Below are 19039 nucleotides of genomic sequence, written 5' to 3' on the forward strand. Positions count from 1 at the left end.
AGGTTCAGTACACCCCAGGCCGGGATGTTAGATCCTGCCCCTATGCCGGAGTTCCAACTCGTCAGTGACCATTCGCCCCAGGGTGACCAGCCCAGGGCCATCGGTGAGTTGACCGAGGGCCTGCTGCGCGGCGACCGCTACCAGACCCTCCTGGGCGTCACCGGTTCGGGCAAGACGTTCACGATGGCGAACCTCATCGCCAACGTGCAGCGCCCCTCGCTGGTCATCGCGCACAACAAGACGCTGGCCGCGCAGCTCTACGGTGAGTTCAAGGGCCTGTTCCCGAACAACGCCGTCGAGTACTTCGTCTCCTACTACGACTACTACCAGCCCGAGGCCTACGTTCCGTCGACGGACACCTTCATCGAGAAGGACTCGTCCATCAACGAGAACATCGAACGGATGCGCCACTCGGCGACGCACAGCCTGCGCACGCGCGACGACGTCATCATCGTGGCCAGCGTGTCCTGCATCTACGGCCTGGGCGCCGCGCGCAGCTACGTGGACCTGGCCATCCGCGCGCAGCTGGGCGAGGACATGGGCCGCGATGGCTTCATGCGCAAGCTCGTGGAAGCCCAGTACGAGCGCAACGACCTGGACTTCCACCGCGGCACCTTCCGGGCCCGGGGCGACACCGTGGAGGTGTTCCCCATCTACGAGGAAGAGCGCGCCGTGCGCGTCAGCTTCTTCGGCGACGAGGTGGAGCGCATCACCGAGTTCGACCCGCTGCGCGGCGTGACGCTGGGGCAACTGGACAAGATCGTCATCTTCCCCGCCAGCCACTACGTCGCCGGCCCCGAAGCGCGCCAGAGCGCCATGCGCACCATCCGCGAGGAGCTGGCGGAGCAGCTCCAGAAGTTCAAGGCGGAGGGCAAGCTGCTGGAGGCGCAGCGGCTGGAGCAGCGCACCATGTTCGACCTGGAGATGATCGAACAGGTCGGCTACTGCAACGGCATCGAGAACTACTCGCGCCACTTCACCGGGCGCGCGCCGGGCGAGTCCGCCCCGTGCCTCATCGACTACTTCCCGCGCAACATGCTGGTGCTCATCGACGAGAGCCACCAGACGGTGTCCCAGATTGGCGCCATGTACCGCGGTGACCGCGCGCGCAAGGAGACGCTGGTCAACTTCGGCTTCCGCATGCCCAGCGCGCTGGACAACCGGCCGCTGAAGTTCAACGAGTTCGAGGAGATGGTGCAGCAGGCCGTCTTCGTCTCCGCGACCCCCGCCGAGTACGAGCTGCAGAAGTCCAAGGGCGTGGTGGTGGAGCAGATCATCCGCCCCACCGGCCTCATCGACCCGGAGGTGGAGACGCGCCCCGCCGGCAACCAGGTGGATGACCTGCTGGAAGAGGTCCGCGTGCGCGTGTCGCGCCAGGAGCGCGTGCTGGTGACGACGCTCACCAAGCGCATGGCGGAGGACCTCACCGAGTACTACAGCGACGTGGGCGTGAAGGTGCGCTACCTGCACTCGGACATCGACGCCATCCAGCGCATGGCCATCATCCGCGACCTGCGCCGGGGCGAGTTCGACGTGCTCGTGGGCATCAACCTCCTGCGCGAGGGCCTGGACATCCCGGAGGTGTCGCTCGTCGCCATCCTCGACGCGGACAAGGAAGGCTTCCTGCGCAGCCACGTGTCGCTCATCCAGACCATCGGCCGCGCGGCGCGCAACGTGAACGGGCGCGTCATCATGTACTCGGACCAGATGACCGACTCCATGAAGCGGGCCATCGAGGAGACGTCCCGCCGCCGCGCCATCCAGACCGCCTACAACGTCCAGCACGGCATCACGCCGCGTTCGGTGAAGAGCAACATCCAGAACTTCTCCGAGAACCTCCCGGACTACGACGCGCAGGCCGGCGCGCTGCCCATGGCGGCGGAAGGGGAGAACGACCTCCTGGAGGCCAAGGAGATCAAACGCCTCATCGCGGAGTTCAACCAGGAGATGCTCAAGGCCGCGGACGAGATGCAGTTCGAGAAGGCCGCCGAGTTCCGCGACCGCGTCCAGCTGCTCAAGGACATGGACCTGGGCCTCAAGCCCCCGTCCCGATCGCTCCTGCGCGCGCCGCCCAAGGCGGTGGATGCGCCGGGCACCACCCCCAAGAAGGGGCGGGGACGCGGGCGCCCGTCGGGCGGCTCTTCTGGTGGTGCTTCCGGTGGTTCGTCGGGAACGTCCGGCCGTTCGCGGGCACGCAAGAACTAGGAGCCACCCGCATGGACATCCGGCTGCAGGAGAAGCTGGACGCGCTGCCCACCGAGCCCGGCGTGTACCTGATGAAGGACAAGCGCGGGCAGATCATCTACGTGGGCAAGGCCATCAACCTGCGCAGCCGCGTGCGCAGCTACTTCACCCGCACCGGCGACACCCGCGTCTTCGTGTCCATGCTGGACACGATGCTGGGCGACCTGGAGACGGTGCTCGTCCACAACGAGAAGGAGGCACTCCTCCTCGAAAACGAGCTGATCAAGAAGCACAAGCCGCGCTTCAACGTCCTGCTCAAGGACGACAAGCAGTTCATCTCCCTGCGCCTGGACCGCCACCAGCCCTTCCCCCGGCTGGAGGTGGTCCGCAAGTACGAGAAGGACGGCGCGCGCTACTTCGGCCCGTACTCCAGCGCGGGCGCCATCCGCGAAACGCTGCGCCTCATCAACCGCTTCTTCCAGCTGCGCACCTGCACGGACCACGTGCTGGCCAACCGCAAGCGGCCGTGCCTGCTCTTTCAAATCGGCCGGTGCCCCGCGCCGTGCGTCCACCCGGTGTCCCCGGAGGACTACCGCAAGAGCGTGGACGAGGTGGCCATGTTCCTGGAGGGCAAGGCGGGGGAGCTCATCGAGGGGCTGCGCATGCGCATGAAGCGCGCCTCTTCCGAATTGAAGTTCGAGGAGGCCGCCCGGGTGCGCGACCAGTTGCTCGCGATCGAGCGCAGCCTGGAGCGCCAGAAGGTGGCCACCACCGACTTCAAGGACCAGGACGTGTTCGCCTTCTTCCGCGAGGGCGACCGCATCCTGTTCTACGTGCTGCACGTGCGGCAGGGCCGGCTCAACGGCGGCCAGGCGTTCCCCTTCGGCAGCCAGGAGTTCCCGGACGACGAGCTGCTCGCCTCGTTCGTGAACCTCTACTACGACCAGGGCGGCTTCGTGCCGGAGGAGGTGCTGCTGCCGCTGGAGCCCGGCGACGGCACCGACGGCCTGGAGGCCCTGCTCACCGAGCGCAAGGGCGACCGCGTGCGCGTCTTCGTCCCCAAGCGCGGGGAGAAGCATGAACTGGTGAACATGGCGGTGAAGAACGCGGAGCAGGCGTTCGTGGAGAGGAAGCGCACCAAGGACGAGACGGACACGGTGCTGTCGCGCCTCCAGTCCAAGCTGGGCCTGCGCAACTTCCCGCGCCGCATGGAGTGCTACGACATCTCCCACTTCCAGAGCTCCTCCATCGTCGCTTCTCAGGTGGCGGTGACGGACGGGGAGACGGACAAGTCGCGCTACCGCAAGTACAAGATCAAGACGGTGGACAAGCAGGACGACTTCGCCAGCATGTACGAGGTCATCACCCGCCGGCTCAAGCGGGGCCTGGAGGATTCCGACCTGCCGGACCTGTTGGTCATCGACGGTGGCAAGGGCCAGCTGGCCAGCGCGCACGCGGCCATGAAGGACCTGGGCGTGGAGGGCGTGGACGTGGTGGGCCTGGCCAAGAGCCGGGACCAGGAGGTCTTCGACCGGGACGCGGAGAGCGCCAGGAGCCCCGAGCGCGTCTTCGTGCTGGGCCGCAAGGACCCCATCGTCCTGCCCCAGAACTCAGCGGAAATGTTCATGCTCACGCGCATGCGTGACGAGGCCCACCGCTTCGCCATCACCTTCCAGGGCAAGTCCATGCGCAAGAGCGCCATGCGCTCGGCGCTGGAGGACATTCCGGGCGTGGGCGAAGGAAGGCGGAAGATGTTGCTGCGCCACTTCGGTTCTCTCAAGCGGGTGGGGGACGCCAGCATCGAGGAGCTGGCCGAGGTCGTGGGGCCCGCGATGGCCGAGCGCGTCCACGCGGGGCTGCATGGCGATCCCGAGGACGACACCGAGGACCCGGTGCGCGAAGCCTCCCTGGATGACGCTTCCGAACCGTCGCACGAAAAAGTGGATGGAGGGTCGCCACCGGGTGCGGCATGATTAAGTTCCGGTTCAGACGCCGGGGGGGCTGGCCGCTGGAACCCGCGACGTTCCTAGGGTTTTTCATTGCGACCATGCTCGGCGCTGATTTATAGCGGTTGAAGATCCGAGCACGTTTGAAGAGGACGAGGGACCGACATGAGGCTGTATCCGAAGGTGATCCCGATCATCTCGCGCGAGGCCATTCAGCAGCTCATGCAGGACGGGGACATCGAGGTGGAGCCGATGCGCGTGGCCGACGCCGAGATGGACCTCTCCGCCATCATGCGCGAGTACCTCGCCAACGAAGAGCGTGTGAACCAGGCGACGCGCGAGGCCCTGGAGCGTCGGGGATATGACTACTCCAAGTTCAACCAGGTGAAGCGCGAGATGGCGGATGTCCGCGGCTTCAAGATGGGGGACGAGGGCATCGAGTTCGTCATCAACCAGATGATCGAATTCCTCCTCATCAGCCGGAACGTCGAGGAGGTCTACTCCCCCGACAACGTGCTGCGTCAGAAGATGTTCCAGGGCATGAAGAAGCACCTGGACGTGGACGACGAGATCGACCGGGAGGCCCGCTCGCGGCTGAAGCACCTGCAGGAAGGCACGAGCGCCTTTGACATCGAGTACAACAAGACCGTCGAGCAGATCCGCCGCGCCCGCGGCCTGATTTAGTCCGGGGCGTGCCACGGCCCGCTCCGCTGCCTACCTTCAACTTCAAGGGAGGCAGCGTCGATGGCGGGTACAATCACCAGCATCTTGCTGTCCGGTGTCCTGGCCGCGGGTCCAGGGGGCGACGGGTTCACGTTCGAGGGCCGGGAGGCCAGCGCGAGGACCGACCAGCCGGACGGGTATTTCATCCAGGGTCCGCTTCCATTCAGTGACCTGGCCGAGCGCGGCACGGGGCAGGCATCCCTGTCCGTGGAGGACCGCGTCGGCATGGCCAACGCGACCTTCGGAGACCAGGCCCAGCTCAGCGCCAGCCTGCGCGTGGGCGGCGTGGACTACCGCATCGAGCTGACCCAGGCGGGCTTTCCTCCCGTCCAGGCGATGGCGCGGGCCCCTGCCGGGCCGCTCCCCCGGCCTCCTCCGCACGTCATCGAAGGGGGCGTGCTGATGGGCACGCCGCTCTACGGCGACAGCGGCATCGGCTGGCGCGCCACGACGCGCGCGCACGCGGCCATGGCGGTGTGGGGCATTGGCAGCGTGTGGCGCAACGGGACGCTGCTGACGGACTCGGCGCTGGTGCATGCGGCGGCGCTGGACGCGGGCACGTTCGCGGATGACGACACCAAGCGGCTGCTGCCCGCGGCGCGTCCGGGGGACGCGGAGTTCATCGTGGTGGTGTGGAACCTGCCGCAGCAGCAGGAGCCGCGCGGCTTCGTGCAGTTCCTCTTCGACAGGGTCTCCATCCGCGTGGAGGGCGCGACAGTGCCGTCCGTGGCGGTGGTCCCCACCACGGGCGATCTGCCCGCGTCGCTCGCGGGCCTCACGCCGGTGGCCCCCACGGCCTTCCCGGCGGCGGTGGCCCCGGTGTCCGCCCCGCGCTTCGCTCCGGCCACGCAGGGCACGGGCGGCAGCGGCACCGCGGGGACGACGGGAACAGGGACGGGGACCGCCGCGACGGGGGCCGGGACGACGCCGGTGCCCGCGCTGCCGTCGGAGGCGCCTTCGACGTTCAGTGGTTCGTTCACTCCGTCCGGACCGGCCAACCCGCCCGCGGTCGTTTCGGGCGTGACCCCGGGGGCCACCACTCCGGTGGGGCAGGGGACCTTCGCCACGCCGCCCACGGTGGGGGGCGTGTCCGTGGGGGGCTTCACGACGCCGCAGGTGTCCGCGCCGGACTTCAACAACTTCGTCGGCACCAGCCAGGTGAGCCCGGGCATCCTCGCGACGACGCCGCCGCTGACGCAGTCGTCCACCACGCCGCCGCCGCCCATCCTGGGCACGCCCGCGCCGCTCAACACCGGCACCCCGCCGCCGCTGCTGGGCACGCCCGCGCCGCTGAATTCGTCTCCCGGCGCGACGCTGCCCGCCACGCCGGCACCGGCCAATGCCGCGCCCGCCACGGGCGCCCCCGCGGCTCCCGCGACTCCCGGCAGTGCACCGGGGGCTCCCGGTGTCACCACGGGCGGCGCGGCGGGAGGCGCCTCCGCGCCCGGTCGCTGACGCAGGCTCCGCACCGGAGGGCAGGGGTGGGAAAATTGACCGGACGCTACGGGCCTGTAGCGTCCTGGCCATGTCCCTCCCCGTCGCAGCCCTCGCCACCACCGCGATGTTGCGCCGCACCGACCCCGTCCGCGGGGCGGTGGAGCGCCTGGCCCAGACGCTGCCCGCGCGCGCGGATGCCACCGTCCTGCTGGACTTCGTGGAGGACGACCTCCGCGAGGGCCTGGATGCGCTGGGCGACGTGCAGGCCCACTTCCACGACCTGCTCCAGGCCCTCCAGCGTGAAGCCCTGACGCCGGTCGCGCTGCTCAACGCGGGCGAGGACCTCCACGTGCTCCAGCGCCTGGAGGACCTGCACGAGGTGGTGACCCACCTGCGTCGCCGGCTGTCCCAGGCGGCCGGGATGATTCGGCGCGGGTAGCTGTCCGTCGCTACAGCGACTGGAGGAAGCGCACCAGCGCGGCCCGGTCGCTGGCGGACAGGTTGCGGAAGCCCTCACGGGCCCGCTCCGCCTCGCCGCCGTGCCACAGGATGGCCTCTTCCAGCGTGCGCGCCCGTCCATCGTGCAGCCACGCCGAGTACGGGAGGATGGTCTGCGTCAGGCCCAGGCCCCACAGGGGCGCGGTGCGCCACTCGGTGCCGGTGGCGTCCCCATCCGGCCTCCCGTCGGCCAGGCCCGGCCCCAGGTCGTGCAGCAGCAGGTCCGTGTACGGGTGGATGCGCTGGTGGGACAGCTCCGTCACCGGGTGCTCGCCTGTCTCCAGCGCTTCACGGTGGCAGGTGGCGCAGCCCAGGTCCCGGAACTCCGCCTCGCCGTGCTTCACCGTCGCGTCGTCCAGCGCCGTGCGCGCCGGCACCCCCAGCGACTGGGCGTAGAAGACCGCCGCGTCCAGCGTCGTCCGGGGCAGCTCGAAGGTGCCGTCCGCGTCCGGGAAGAGGGGATTCGAAATCCCCATGTCGTTGAAGTATGCCTCCGCCGACTGCTGCTGGAGGTTGGGGCTGTTCGCCTTCCAACCGAAGCGGCCCGGCACGAGCGCGCGGGCCTGCACGTCCCACACGGTGTTCAGCCGCCCGGACACGCCATCGCCGTTCGCGTCGGTGGGGTCCTCGAGCGCCCGCAGCGTGGCCACGTCCACCGCCTCCAGGAGCCCCAGGCCCACCACCGGCGGCGGCAGGCGCAGCGATGTCCGCATGTCCGGCGGCGGTGACGACCCGTCCGGCAGCACGATGGCGACGCGCGGCGAGCGCAGGCTGTACGCGGTGCCGTCCGCGTACGCGTTCGGACGCTCCTCCCAGGAGAGCGTCACGCGGGCCTCGGGCGAGGCGCCGTAGACGGCCTGGTCTTGAATCTGGAAGCCGAACCCCGGCACGGGCACCGCGCCGTGGGGATGGTCCGGCGTGCCCTCGGGCAGGCTCACGCGCACGAGGAGCTGCGTGCGCTGCGGGCCGCCTCCCATCACCGGCATGCCCCGGCCGTTGCGCAGGTGGCAGCCGTTGCACGAGTTGTTGTTGAACGCGGGCCCCAACCCCGGGTTCACCGGGGCGGGGCCGGGGACGAAGAGGGCCGCGAAGGCGGCGTCGCCCTCGCGGTGCAGCTCCTCGTGTTCGGCGCTGAGGTTGGGGGCGGCATACGCGAACGCCCGCGACGTGCGGTCGTCGATGGTGGTGCCGCCGCCCGCGCGCGGCGGGGGCTCCGGGGCCTCGGGCCCGGCGTCGCCGCAGCCCACGAGCCACAACAGCGCCCCGAGTCCCAAGGCTCGTCGCATCGCGCTCCCCCGCTCACGCATCAGGGCAGGATGACAGCCTTGACTTCGTTCTGGAAGGTGTCGTGCAGCTTCTTGATGGCCTCCTGCGCCCCCTCGATTTCATCCGCGGAGGCCGGGTCCTTGATGGAGACCGGGAACGGCTCCGGCACCCGGCCCAGCGCCGCGATGGCCGCCGCCAGCTCCGCCTTCACGCGCGTGTCCAACGCCGCGTCGCGCTCCTTCACCACGTCCGACATGGACAGCCCCTTGGCGCCCTGCCCGGAGAGGTGGCCCAGGTAGACGTTCTCCGCGCTGCGCAGGTTGTTGGTGAAGTCGGACAGCGAGTTGAGCGCGAACTGGCTCTCCACCAGGTTCGCATCCTTCGCGTCGTACGGGTCGGCGATCTTCCCGTTGGCCACCTCGTCGAGGATGACCAGCACGCCGCCCAGCATCTCCTGCGCGGCCGACTCCACCGTGGGGTAGATGGCGTTGCCGGCGTCGCCAGCCGTGGCCAGCACGTCGCGGTACGGGGGCTGCCCGTCCACGCCCGTGGTCCACGAGGCCGCCAGGTTCGCGGACACCGTCTTCAGCTCCGCGGTGAGCGCGGTGAGGTACTCGAACTGGCGCGCGGTGAAGTCCTCGGGCTTCTTCGCCTGGCCTTCGCCGAAGAGCAGGTACTCCGTCGTGTGGTAGCCCTTCTGCGTCGGATCCAGCGCGCTCACGTACTGCTGGCTCAGCGTGTCGCCGTTGCCGAGCACCTCATCCAGGTCCGTGCGGTTCACCGGCCAGCTGTCCATCGCGGGGTCCCACCCCTTGCTGTCCACCGGCCCGAAGAGGAACGACTCGCTCTGCTCCCACGGCACGCGCGCCGCGAACCACGCGTCCTGCGCCGCCTTCAGCGTCGCCGCGCTGGGGGCGTTCCGGAGCGCCCGCGCCGCCGCGTCCAGCTCCACCATGCGCGTGGCGAGCTGGTTGTAGGTGGGCACCACCACCGCGTCCGCGAAGTTGATGACCAGCTGCTGATCCAGCGAGTCCAGGTGGGTGTTGCCACCGTCGTCGTCATCGCAGGCGCCCAGCAGCAGCGCGCCACCCACCAGCAGGGAGAGCTTCAGGGAACGGGAGAACATGGGGATTCCTTTCAAGACTTTTCTGCAACGGCGTTTCAATCAGCTTGGGAAGGCCGTCAGTAGACGAAGCCCGTCGACATCCGGAGCGTGTTCTCCGGGCGGAAGGCGGACGAGCCCATGCGGCGCTGTGCGAAGTCGAGCTTGATGACGGCGAGGCCCGCGAGCGTGTAGCTGGTGCCCACGGTGTAGACAGTGCGCTCGAAGCGCGGGTTGTCGAACAGCTCCTCGCGAGGCTTGAACTGCGAATCCATGTAGTCGATGCGGACGTACGGCTCCAGCCGGTGGTTGCCGTCCAGGCCCAGCGCCGGCGCGATGTTGTAGCCAAGCTCGCCCCACGCGGAGAGCGCGTTGTCTGACACCGGCGTGCGCAGCACGTTGAGCAGGTTGGACAGGCGCGCGTTGCGCGCGGACACCGCCGCGGCGTTGCCCAGGTGGCCGTACATCACCATCGCATGTGCCCGCCAGCCGCCCCGGTCCACCGACAGGTGCGCGTCCGTCACGAACAGCGGCGCGCTCACGTAGCCGCACGGCGCCACCACGTTCGGGTTCGCGTCATCGCACTGCTTCAGCAGGTCCGGCTTGGGGCGGTTGCGCGTGGTGCCGCCGTAGTAGGCGGACACGCCGAAGACGAAGCCGGGAAAGCGCTTCACGTCCGCGCGCAGCACCGCCGCCAGGTCCGACGCGCGCACCAGCTCGAAGCGCTTCTGCAGGCCCCTGGCCACCCACTGATTCGAGTTGAAGGCCGTGGAGTCCAGCCCGTTCACCACCTGCCCGGTGAGTCGGACGCCCCAGGGGCTGTCCCACCGCAGCTGCATCCCCATGTCGTTCCACGTATTGGGGATGAGCCGCGTCTCCGCCTCGGAGCGGATGGTGCCCAGGTAGTCCGTGGGCCGGTAGTCCGCGAAGAGGGTGCCCACCGCGACGTAGAAGCGGCCCACCGACAGCTCCAACTGATGGCCCAGCTTCTTCGTCAGGTACAGCTCCTCCACCAGCGCCTCGCCACCCTTCTCCACCTCGGTGTCGAACTCGCCGAACTCCTCGTACTCCAACTCCATCGACACGCCCGTGCCGCCGTGCTCGAACTCCACCTCGAACTCGGCCTCGATGCCGTACTCCGGCAGCCCCGCTTCCAGCTCCAGCACCAGGCGCGTCGTGTCGAAGACGAGCCGCGAGTCCTTCTGCGCCCCGTTCGCCCGGTTCTGGTTCTCCCCGTAGTTGAAGTACGCGAACTGGAGGTCCGCGTAGGCGTTCACGTCCAGGTCCAGCTTCGGCTTGCTGCCCACCGTGATGACTTCGTTCTTGTCCGGCTCCCCGATGCGCGACTCGTCCATGAAGCGCCCGCGGCGCGACCGGCCTTCGTCATGGGCCCGGTAGGACTGCGCACGGGCCGCCAGCGGCAGCAGGAACAGGGGGGTGAACAGCAGCGTCAGGAGCGGGTTCAGGAGGTGGGGGCGCATCGAGCGGCGCGCACCCTACGCCCAGGTTTTTGATTTTGCAAACCAATATCATTTGAGGGGCAAGCAAAAGCCCGCGCTCCGGGAGGGGGCGCGGGCCGGGGACGGGGCTTCAGCCCCGCGTCACCACTTGAGGTCTTCCTTGCCCTGCGCCTCCAGGGGCTTTTCGCCGGGGCGGGTGACGCCGGACAGGGTGAGGCGCACGGCGCCCAGGTCGATGGCGCCCACGGCGGCCAGCGGCAGGCGGCGCGCGTCGTCGGTGATCCAGACGTGCACGTCGCGCGTCTGGGACGGCCGGTCCAGGCGCACGGCGGTGCCGGCCAGGTGCCAGGCCTCGAACTCGCCCAGGGGCAGCGACACGTGCTCGCGCTCCACCACGGTGGCCGTCAGGCGCCACATGCGGCGGATGCCGTACACGTCGAAGCACACCGGCAGGTCCTTCTTCAGGGGCAGCTGGCGGATGAGGTAGATGGCGCCCGCCACGTCCAGGCCGTCCTTGTCGAACGTGTAGTTGAACTGGCCCTTGGGCCTGTCCCCGAACTGGTAGTCCACCTTGACGGAGCGGTCCTGCGCTCCGAAGTCCACGTTCACCTTGCGGCGCTGCTCGTTCTCCACCGCGTCCTCGGTGTAGCGCGAGGGGCGCAGCGTGCGCGGGTGCAGGTAGCTCACCGCGCTGCCGCGCACCCGGCGCACCTTGGAGAACAGGGTGTTGGTCTGCGCCTCCACCAGCACCGGCAGCGCGCCGTTGGCGGGACGCTGCACGCGCATGGTGAGCTTGCCCGCCTTGGCGCCCATGGCGTCCAGGTCGAACTCCAGCAGCTCCCCGGGCTTGAACGCGAGCGGCGTGCGCAGCGTGGGCAGGCCCTGGTCGCATGGCTTCACCGCGACGGCGGGCTCGTTGGGCGGCGCGGGGGCCATCGCGTCCCCGGTGTTGCCGGCGGGTTCGGCGGACGTCCCGGCGTCGGACGGGTCCGTCTGGGCCCGCAGGACGGAGGGCATGGTGAAGGAGGGGGCCTGCTGGGCCCGGGCGGGAGTGGCGCTGACGGCGCTGAAGGCGAGGCAGGCCGCGACGAGGGTGCGCATGGAGCTCATTCTGCTTTCTCCCAGGGGGAGTGACTACGGGGTGCCCCCGGAAGTCCGACGTCCGGAGCGCTTCGCTTGTTCAGACGCCTGGCGCTTCACGAGCCGCGCCGTCACTTCCTGGCGCACCTGCTCCCACTCCGCCGGGTCGCGGGTGATTTCGTGGCCCGAGCGGGCCAGCCGCTTCGCCGCCGCCCGGGCGAAGTCGCCGTCGCCCAGCGTCGTGAGCAGGCGCAGGTATTCGTAGTCCTCCAACCCGTCACGGAGGTGCTTCAGCCGCAGCGACAGCACCGGCTGGTGCTCGCTGCCCCCCAGCTTCGCGGGCGTGCCCGGGTAGAAGAGGGTGCCGTCGCCGTTGCCGCCGAACTCGAAGAGGTCCGTCCAGACATCCTTCTTCGTGTTGTAGGCGAAGACGGTGTCGAAATAGAGCTCGCCGTCCACGCCGCTGGAGAAGGCCAGCACGCCCATGGCCCGGTTGAGCGGGGCGGGGGCGTCCACCATGTACGAGGCCCAGTCGCTGTAGGCCCGGTCCAGCGCCGCGTCCGGGGGCGGGCCGCCGGTACAGCCGTGCGAGTTGCAGCTCTGGTACCACCACACCTTCGCGCGCGGCGGCAGGCGCGTGCGCACCGTCGCGGTGTTCGCCACCGCGCGGCACGTCTGCGGGCCCTCGCGCGGGTAGAAGCAGTTGAGCGTGGGCGTGAGGATGTCCGCCGAGCCCTGGAGCGCCGGATCCAACGGCGAGGTGACGAGCACCGGGATGCGGCCCGCGGCGCGCACGCGCTGGGACTGCGCCTTCACCAGCGGCACGTCCTCCGGCTTGGGTTCGTCCTTGGCGTAGAAGAAGAGCTGCGTGGGCCAGCCCTTGTCCGCGAAGTGCTGCTGGAAGGCGCGGTAGTACGCCGTCTTCTCCGCGTCCGTGGAGGCCTTCTTGTTGTCGCGCACGTCGGTCGTGGTGAAGCGCGCGCCGGAGGGCAGCAGGCTGCCGTCGAGGAAGGGCCCAAGCTCCGCGTCGTACGCGGTCCAGTCCAGCACCGCGCGGCCGTCCTGGAACTTCACCGGCGGCGGGTCCATGCCCATGCCGTGCGCGCTCACCCGGTGCTCCAGGAGCGCCTTGCCGTACGCGCGCAGCAGCGCTTTCGCCTCCGCGGAGTCGGCCGCGATGCCGTGCCCCTTCGCGATGCTGTAGAGCGAGATGCCGAAGCTGTTGGGCAGCGACGACGTGGCCGGGATTTCGAACGGCTGCACCTCCACGGTGAACGGCACCGCGGGCAGGTCCTTGCCGTCCGCCGCCGCGCTCAGGCTCCCGGTATAGGTGCCCGCGGCCTGCTTCAGCGGCACGCACACCTCCACGTAGACGACCGTGGGGTGCTGGGGATTGCCGGGCGCCGACAGCGGCACGAGTGCGTCCGGCCACGGGCCCGTCTTCCCCTGGCCGTTGGACGGCGTCTTCACGTCCAGGTACGCCTCGCGCCACGCGTCCACGGTGAGTGGCGCGCCCGGCCCCTTGAGGGCCAGGGGCTTCATCGTCACCCGGGTGACGCCCCGGGGAAGCACCACCTGCGTGGCCTCGCACTCGCCGCGCGCCACGCTCAGGCGGGCCTGGGCCGCGCCCTTCGGCGTCGCGTCTGGGCGCACCTTCACCAGGGGCGACACCACCGTCGGTCCACCCGGCGCGGCCGAAAGCACCGCCACCGCCCACGCCCAACCCACCACGCCCATGGCCATGCCTTCCCCTGCTGGTGGACGACCTCAGTCGCCCGAATTGTCCGCGCGGGCCACCGCCACCGCGCGGCCCGGCTTGTAGTCCGTCATCTCCACCACCATGGCGCCCAGCGCGAAGTCCGCCTCCATGCGCACCGGCACGTGGCGGGGGTCCGTGGTGAAGTGCGCGACCAGGTCCCGCTTGGACTCCAGGTTGCCGCCGAACTCGGTGTGCACGCGCACGCGGAAGGTGTCGCGGGAGCCCATCGGGGTGGTCAGCGTCTCGCGGCCCTCCACCGTGGCGCTCATCGTGAAATGCCTGCTGCCGGTGAACACGGGGTACGTGTACGTCGTGCCCACCGTCAGGTCCTTGTTCCTCAGCGCGAACGCCGCGCCCGTCATGTCCATCGTGCCGTCGGGCAGCTCGTGGTTCGTCTCGCGCGGCGGGTCGCTCTCCTTCTGCTTGATGACCTTCGCGCTCTTGCTGTCCGCCGTGAGCTGGATGCGCTGACGCCGCCGCTTGCGGTTCTCCTCCGAGTGCAGGTCGCTGCCCGTCACCCGCTGGGCCGAGGCGTCCCAGTACGACACGTAGCGGCTCTTGATGGGATAGACGCCGACGAGGTCGTCGGACTTCGCCAGCGCCACGATGGGCCACACGCTCTGGCCCCACTGCGTCATGGGCGCGCCCACGGTCACCGTCGCGCTGCCCGCCGTCAGCCCCAGGTACTTCACCCGGTACTGGGCCTGCTCACCCGGGCCGAACGCCGCCGCGGCGGGCTCCTGGGCGTGCGCGAGCGCGGACCCCATGAGTCCGACCATCGCCGCCGTGAACCCCCACCTGGACAGACTGCGCATCGGGTGTGCTCCCTTGCTTGCAAGTTAGGTGGCCGGCCCGCCCAAGCCAACCGTGCACCGCAACCGCTCCCACCACCGGACATTTCCGGGACGGCCCGGCACTCCGGGCATTCAAAAGCCGTCCGGCCGCCCCCCAGGCGTTCCAGCGAAGGCCCGTTGCTGGACGAAAGCGGGGGGCCCAGGGGTACACGCGCGGACCGGCTGCTGACAAATGGGCGACAGTTCGTCGCGCCCGCCTGCATGCCCAGCGGGATGGGGCGGAGGCTGGTAGCGTTCGAGTTCGTCTCGCCCCGTTTCGGAGCCACCGCCCATGTCCAACGACTTCCAGTTCGACGACGACGACTTCGCGAAGGAGGCCGGCGCCGCCAGCGGCAGCCGCATCTTCAAAGAGTTCGACTGTCCCGGTTGTGACGCCCACAACCCGGTGGACGACACGTTCACCGACGGGGAGGAGCTGCGCTGCAACTACTGCGGCTGCGAGTTCCTGGCCCGCGTCAACTCCGAGGGCCGGCTCAAGCTCAAGGCGGTTTGAGCGCCCGGAGGGCCCCGCCTCAGGGGCGCTCGCCGAAGATGGCGGTCCCCACGCGCACGACGGTGGCGCCCTCCTGGATGGCCTGCTCGAAGTCGTGCGTGGTGCCCATGGAGAGCGCTGTCAGCGCATGGGCCCGGGCCAGCTCGCGCAGCAGGGCGAAGCCCTCGCGCATCCGCGCCACGTCGTCCGTGGGCGGCGGCAGCGCCATCAGCCCCACCGGCTGGAGGTTCGGCAGCGCGCGCACCTGCACGAGGAAGTCCCCCAGCGCTTCAGGGGCCAGCCCATGCTTGGTGTCCTCCGCGCCCAGGTTCACCTCCACGTAGCAGGGCAGGGGGGAGGCGCCTTCGCGCCGCTTCGACAGCTCGGCCGCGATCTCCGGCCGGTCCAGCGCGTGGAAGGCGTGCGCGACGCGGGCCACGTACTTCACCTTGTTGGTCTGCAGCGCGCCAATGGCGTGCCAGCGCAGGCCGTCCAGGTCCGCGAGCTCCACGGCCTTGTCACGCAGCTCCTGGGCGTAGTTCTCCCCGAAGTCGCGCTGCCCGGCCGCGTACGCCTCGCGGATGAGCGCCGCGGGCTTGAGCTTGGACACCGCCACCAGCGTCACCGACGCTTCGGGCCGCCCCGCGCTCGCGCAGGCCTTCGCCACGCGCTCGCGCACCCGCGCGAGGTTGTCCGCCACGGAGCCGCTCATGCGGGGCTCCCGGAGGGGCGGGGAGCCTGCCACGGCAGGGGGACCCCTGCCTGCGCGAGCAGGGCCAGCGTCTCGCCCAGCGGCAGGCCGATGACGTTGGTGGGGCTGCCCTCCACGGAGGCGACGAGGAAGCCGCCCTTGCCCTGGATGGCGTAGGCGCCTGCCTTGTCCAGGGGCTCGCCCGTGTCCGCGTACCAGGCGATCTCCTCCTGGGAGAGCGCGCGGAACGTCACCTGCGTGCGGACCACCTGGGAGGCCTGGGCGCGGCCCGCGACCGCGATGCCGGTGAAGACCTCGTGCGTGCGGCCGGACAGCTGGCCCAGCATGGCGCGCGCCTCCTGGGCGTCCCGGGGCTTGCCCAGCAGGTCCGACCCCAGGGCCACCGTGGTGTCGGCGGCCAGGACCCACGCGTCCGGATGGCGGGCGGCCACGGTCCGGGCTTTTTCCACCGCGAGCCGGTGCACGTAGTTTCGCGCAATTTCTCCGGCCGTCGGCGTTTCATCGATATCCGCTGCCGCCACGGTGAAGCGAAGACCCAGTTGGGCCAATAAATCCTTGCGCCGGGGCGATGCGGAGGCGAGAACGAGCAAAGAGGTTGGATCCATGGGCGAGTGCCTGTCGCGACTCGCGGGCCTTAGCAGACTTGCGCTCCAGAGGGCACCCCGATGAACCCCGCGGACCTCCTGTCGGCCATGAAGCGGACAGTGGAGCAACTGGCCGCCTTCAATGAGATGGCCAAGGCGCTGACCTCCACACTGGAGCTGCGCGAAGTCCTCACGCTCGTGATGCAGAAGGTCAGCGCGCTGCTCAGGCCGCGCAACTGGTCTCTCATCCTCCAAGACGAGCGCAGCGGGAAGCTGTACTTCGAAATCGCCGTGGGCGAGGGCGCTGAAGCGCTCAAGGGCCTGCAGCTCAACCCCGGGGAAGGCATCGCCGGGGCGGTGTTCGCCTCCGGCACCGCGCGGCTCGTCCACGACGTGGGCGGCGACCCCAGCTTCGCGCCCCGCTTCGACGAGGCCTCCGCCTTCCACACCCGCTCCCTGCTCGCCGTGCCCCTGGTGGCGCGCGAGCGGGTGCTGGGCGTGATTGAGCTGGTCAACGGCCCCACCGAGCCGACCTTCACGCCCGAGGACCTCACCACCCTCACGGCCATCGCGGACTACGCGGCCATCGCCATCGAGAACGCGCGCAACTTCCGCCGCGTGCAGGAGCTCACCATCACCGACGAGCACACCGGCTGCTTCAACGCGCGGCACCTGCGCGCGCAACTGGAGCAGGAGGTGAAGCGCTCGGCGCGCTTCCGCCACCCGCTGTCGCTCGTGTTCCTGGACCTGGACCACTTCAAGTCCATCAATGACAGGCACGGCCACCTCGTGGGCAGCGCGACGCTCAAGGAGGTGGGGGACGTGCTCATCAGCCTGGGCCGCCACAACCTGGACGCCGTCTTCCGCTACGGCGGTGACGAGTTCGCGGTGATGCTCATCGAAACGGACATCGCGGGCGCCCAGGTCATCGCCCAGCGCATCTGCGAGGCGTTCCGCGGCCACCGCTTCCTGCGCGAGCAGGGGCTGGACGTGTCGCTCACCGCGAGCGTCGGCGTGGCGTCCTTCCCGGACCACGCCACGTCCGCCACGGACCTCATCCGCGCGGCGGACTTCGCCATGTACGCGGCCAAGGGCCAGGGCCGTGACGGCATCGCCGTCGCCGAACGCACGACGGGCGAAGAGGCCCCCACGGAGGTCCCCTTCGCCCGCTGAAGACAGCGTGCTGTGAGGCGGACTACCCCGCGGCGCCCAGCACCGAGTCGATGGCCTCGGTGTTGGTGACGACGGTGCCGCTCTTGCGCAGCGACTTGAGGAAGGACTCCGTCAGCTCGATCTGCTTGGCCTGACGGGCCTGGGTGCGCAGCTCCTCCTTGCGCTTGTCGAAGCCCGCGGTGTCCGGCTTCTCCCGCTCCACCACCTGCGCGACGACGTGCGCCTCGCCCACGGTGAAGACCTCGTCCAGCGGCTTGGGGCCTGCGGCCTCGAAGGTGGCCTTCACGAGGCCGGGCGCCGGGCCCAGGTGCGGCACGGAGTCACCCGCCGCGGTGAAGCTGTCCGTCTCCACCGCCTCGGGCTTCGTCTCCGCCTCGAAGCGCAGGAGCGCCGGCTGCTGGCCCGCGGGCACCGGGAACAGCTCCTTCAGCGACTTGCCGCCCTTCACCGCCGCGAGTGCCTTGTCGGCCTCCGCCTTCGCGAGCCCCTTGGCCTGGTCCTGCTTGTAGAGGGTGGTGGCGATCTCCCCCTTCACCTCGTCCAGCTTCCGGGCCTGCGCCTCCTTCTTCTCCTCCACCTTCACCAGGTGCACGCCCAGCGGAGACTCCACCGGCTGCGTCACCTCACCGGCCTTGAGCGCGAACGCCGCGTTGGCCAGCGTGGGCTCCCACGCGTTGCGCTCCACCCAGCCCAGGTCGCCGCCCTTGAGCTTCGTGGCGTCGTCCTCGCTGCTGGCCTTCGCCACCGCCGCGAAGTCCTTGCCGGAGTCCAGCTCCTTGCGCAGGCCTTCCGCCTTCGCCTTCGCCTGGGCCTTCTGCTCGGGCGTGGCGTCCGGGGCCACCTTCACCAGGATCTGCCGCGCGCGGATGCGCTCGGGCACGTTGTAGACGAAGCTGTTGGCGGCGTAGTAGTCGCTGATCTCCTTCTCGTGCGCCTTCTGGAACTCCGCGAGCTGCGCGGGAGTGGGCGCCGGGACCTTGTCCGCGAACATGGTGGGCAGGAAGCGGGCGAACACCAGCTTCGCCTGGTTGCCGTCCTTCTCGTAGCGCGCGCGGACCTCGTCGTCCGACACCACGGCGCCCGTGCGCACCACGTCCAGCATCTTCTGGGCGGCCATCTGGCGGCGCAGCTCGTCCTCGTACTCCTGCGTCGTGCGGCGGTAGAAGTCGCGCAGCACCTGCTGGTAGCGGGTGAAGTCGAACTGGCCCTCCTTGTTGTGGAAGTCCGTGTTCTGGTGGATGAGCTTGCGCAGCTCCTCATCCGACGGGGTGATGCCATGGCGCTCCGCCGACTGGGCGAGCAGCTCCGCGTTCACCAGGCGGTCGAGCACCTGCTTGTCCATGCCGAACTGGCGGGCGACCGACTCCGGGATGGGGCTGCCCTGCGAGCGCAGGAAACTCATCTGCCGCGACCACGCGAGGCTGAAGTCGCGCAGGGGGATCTCCTTGCCGTTCACCACCGCGGCCGCGCCGGCCGTGGGGGCCGCTTCGCCGTAGCTGAACCCGTTGCTGCCCGGGCCGAACTGGAGCGTGAACACCACGGCGATGCCGATGATGAACAGGAGGGAGAAGACCTTCCGGGGATTCAAACCGTCCATTGTCGTCACTTCACGGTCGGAAGCGCCCGCGATTCACCCTTGCGGAAGGTCTCGCGGCGCCGTGTTGTTGGTAGCCCGGCCGGTGGGGGATGGACCTGCGTTCCCCCCTCATCCGGGCCTTGACTGCCTAGGACAACAGACCGGAAAATGCAAGCGATTCAGAGAGTTTAGCCCACCCCTCTCCCCCCTCTT

At 69.7% G+C, this 19039-nt stretch carries 16 protein-coding genes; 7 read left to right on the forward strand and 9 right to left on the reverse strand.

The window, feature by feature from the left end:
- Nucleotides 1-42: 42 nt before the first annotated feature.
- From uvrB to D7V93_RS04990, 5 genes are all read left to right on the forward strand, one after another.
- Nucleotides 43-2205 (forward strand): excinuclease ABC subunit UvrB, encoded by a 2163-nt coding sequence (gene uvrB / locus D7V93_RS04970; protein ID WP_208722920.1) that lies wholly within the window; start codon nt 43-45, stop codon nt 2203-2205.
- An 11-nt stretch (nt 2206-2216) separates the two neighbouring features.
- On the forward strand, nt 2217-4157 hold the full coding sequence (uvrC, locus tag D7V93_RS04975) for an excinuclease ABC subunit UvrC (protein WP_120642259.1): 1941 nt from the start codon (nt 2217-2219) through the stop codon (nt 4155-4157).
- Nucleotides 4158-4295: 138 nt separating this feature from the next.
- Entirely contained in the window at nt 4296-4814 is a 519-nt protein-coding gene (locus D7V93_RS04980; RefSeq protein ID WP_120611337.1) for a DUF507 family protein, read from the forward strand.
- Between the two features lie 60 nt (nt 4815-4874).
- Entirely contained in the window at nt 4875-6308 is a 1434-nt protein-coding gene (locus tag D7V93_RS04985) for a hypothetical protein (RefSeq protein WP_120642260.1), read from the forward strand.
- A gap of 70 nt (nt 6309-6378) precedes the next feature.
- Nucleotides 6379-6729, forward strand: a complete 351-nt coding sequence (locus D7V93_RS04990; RefSeq protein ID WP_120642261.1) for a hypothetical protein — start codon at nt 6379-6381, stop codon at nt 6727-6729.
- A 10-nt stretch (nt 6730-6739) separates the two neighbouring features.
- Here D7V93_RS04990 and D7V93_RS04995 read toward each other — a convergent pair whose 3' ends face one another.
- The 6 genes from D7V93_RS04995 to D7V93_RS05020 form a co-directional block, all read right to left on the reverse strand.
- Nucleotides 6740-8074 carry a di-heme oxidoreductase family protein gene (locus D7V93_RS04995; protein ID WP_120642269.1) on the reverse strand — a complete coding sequence of 445 codons (1335 nt, stop codon included), beginning with the start codon at nt 8072-8074 and terminating at the stop codon, nt 6740-6742.
- Nucleotides 8075-8094: 20 nt separating this feature from the next.
- On the reverse strand, nt 8095-9180 hold the full coding sequence (locus D7V93_RS05000) for an imelysin family protein (protein ID WP_120642262.1): 1086 nt from the start codon (nt 9178-9180) through the stop codon (nt 8095-8097).
- A gap of 56 nt (nt 9181-9236) precedes the next feature.
- The gene (locus tag D7V93_RS05005) at nt 9237-10637 is read right to left on the reverse strand and encodes a hypothetical protein (protein ID WP_244237116.1); all 1401 of its coding nucleotides are present in this window, start codon (nt 10635-10637) and stop codon (nt 9237-9239) included.
- Nucleotides 10638-10757: 120 nt separating this feature from the next.
- Nucleotides 10758-11726, reverse strand: coding sequence for a DUF3108 domain-containing protein (locus tag D7V93_RS05010; RefSeq protein ID WP_244237117.1), 969 nt, complete (start codon nt 11724-11726; stop codon nt 10758-10760).
- 24 nt (nt 11727-11750) lie between these two features.
- The gene (locus D7V93_RS05015; RefSeq protein WP_341870908.1) at nt 11751-13439 is read right to left on the reverse strand and encodes a DUF4091 domain-containing protein; all 1689 of its coding nucleotides are present in this window, start codon (nt 13437-13439) and stop codon (nt 11751-11753) included.
- A gap of 24 nt (nt 13440-13463) precedes the next feature.
- Nucleotides 13464-14270: a DUF3108 domain-containing protein gene (locus tag D7V93_RS05020; RefSeq protein WP_120642263.1), complete on the reverse strand. Its 807-nt coding sequence runs from the start codon at nt 14268-14270 to the stop codon at nt 13464-13466.
- Nucleotides 14271-14580: 310 nt separating this feature from the next.
- On the opposite strand from D7V93_RS05020, the gene D7V93_RS05025 reads away from it, so the two are divergent.
- Nucleotides 14581-14802, forward strand: coding sequence for a hypothetical protein (locus tag D7V93_RS05025; RefSeq protein ID WP_120642264.1), 222 nt, complete (start codon nt 14581-14583; stop codon nt 14800-14802).
- A gap of 19 nt (nt 14803-14821) precedes the next feature.
- Here D7V93_RS05025 and D7V93_RS05030 read toward each other — a convergent pair whose 3' ends face one another.
- Both D7V93_RS05030 and D7V93_RS05035 read right to left on the reverse strand, forming a co-directional pair.
- A complete protein-coding gene (locus D7V93_RS05030) occupies nt 14822-15493 on the reverse strand; it encodes a YggS family pyridoxal phosphate-dependent enzyme (RefSeq protein WP_120642265.1) in 672 nt (223 codons plus the stop codon).
- Nucleotides 15490-16098, reverse strand: coding sequence for a Maf family protein (locus D7V93_RS05035; protein ID WP_120642266.1), 609 nt, complete (start codon nt 16096-16098; stop codon nt 15490-15492). The genes D7V93_RS05030 and D7V93_RS05035 overlap by 4 nt, the downstream gene beginning before the upstream one ends.
- A gap of 60 nt (nt 16099-16158) precedes the next feature.
- On the opposite strand from D7V93_RS05035, the gene D7V93_RS05040 reads away from it, so the two are divergent.
- A complete protein-coding gene (locus tag D7V93_RS05040; protein ID WP_120642267.1) occupies nt 16159-17250 on the forward strand; it encodes a GGDEF domain-containing protein in 1092 nt (363 codons plus the stop codon).
- A gap of 22 nt (nt 17251-17272) precedes the next feature.
- On the opposite strand, the gene D7V93_RS05045 is transcribed toward D7V93_RS05040, so the two are convergent.
- Nucleotides 17273-18847: a peptidylprolyl isomerase gene (locus tag D7V93_RS05045; RefSeq protein ID WP_120642268.1), complete on the reverse strand. Its 1575-nt coding sequence runs from the start codon at nt 18845-18847 to the stop codon at nt 17273-17275.
- Between the last annotated feature and the right edge of the window lie 192 nt (nt 18848-19039).

Origin of the sequence: Corallococcus llansteffanensis (assembly GCF_003612055.1) — a bacterium.
Lineage (GTDB): Bacteria > Myxococcota > Myxococcia > Myxococcales > Myxococcaceae > Corallococcus > Corallococcus llansteffanensis.

Bases quoted from the DNA above. Each gene is read 5' to 3' on its own strand.
- uvrB (WP_208722920.1), top strand. From the start codon at position 43: ATGCCGGAGTTCCAACTCGTCAGTGACCATTCGCCCCAGGGTGACCAG.
- uvrC (WP_120642259.1), top strand. From the start codon at position 2,217: ATGGACATCCGGCTGCAGGAGAAGCTGGACGCGCTGCCCACCGAGCCC.
- D7V93_RS04980 (WP_120611337.1), top strand. From the start codon at position 4,296: ATGAGGCTGTATCCGAAGGTGATCCCGATCATCTCGCGCGAGGCCATT.
- D7V93_RS04985 (WP_120642260.1), top strand. From the start codon at position 4,875: ATGGCGGGTACAATCACCAGCATCTTGCTGTCCGGTGTCCTGGCCGCG.
- D7V93_RS04990 (WP_120642261.1), top strand. From the start codon at position 6,379: ATGTCCCTCCCCGTCGCAGCCCTCGCCACCACCGCGATGTTGCGCCGC.
- D7V93_RS04995 (WP_120642269.1), bottom strand. From the start codon at position 8,074: ATGCGACGAGCCTTGGGACTCGGGGCGCTGTTGTGGCTCGTGGGCTGC.
- D7V93_RS05000 (WP_120642262.1), bottom strand. From the start codon at position 9,180: ATGTTCTCCCGTTCCCTGAAGCTCTCCCTGCTGGTGGGTGGCGCGCTG.
- D7V93_RS05005 (WP_244237116.1), bottom strand. From the start codon at position 10,637: ATGCGCCCCCACCTCCTGAACCCGCTCCTGACGCTGCTGTTCACCCCC.
- D7V93_RS05010 (WP_244237117.1), bottom strand. From the start codon at position 11,726: ATGAGCTCCATGCGCACCCTCGTCGCGGCCTGCCTCGCCTTCAGCGCC.
- D7V93_RS05015 (WP_341870908.1), bottom strand. From the start codon at position 13,439: ATGGCCATGGGCGTGGTGGGTTGGGCGTGGGCGGTGGCGGTGCTTTCG.
- D7V93_RS05020 (WP_120642263.1), bottom strand. From the start codon at position 14,270: ATGCGCAGTCTGTCCAGGTGGGGGTTCACGGCGGCGATGGTCGGACTC.
- D7V93_RS05025 (WP_120642264.1), top strand. From the start codon at position 14,581: ATGTCCAACGACTTCCAGTTCGACGACGACGACTTCGCGAAGGAGGCC.
- D7V93_RS05030 (WP_120642265.1), bottom strand. From the start codon at position 15,493: ATGAGCGGCTCCGTGGCGGACAACCTCGCGCGGGTGCGCGAGCGCGTG.
- D7V93_RS05035 (WP_120642266.1), bottom strand. From the start codon at position 16,098: ATGGATCCAACCTCTTTGCTCGTTCTCGCCTCCGCATCGCCCCGGCGC.
- D7V93_RS05040 (WP_120642267.1), top strand. From the start codon at position 16,159: ATGAACCCCGCGGACCTCCTGTCGGCCATGAAGCGGACAGTGGAGCAA.
- D7V93_RS05045 (WP_120642268.1), bottom strand. From the start codon at position 18,847: ATGGACGGTTTGAATCCCCGGAAGGTCTTCTCCCTCCTGTTCATCATC.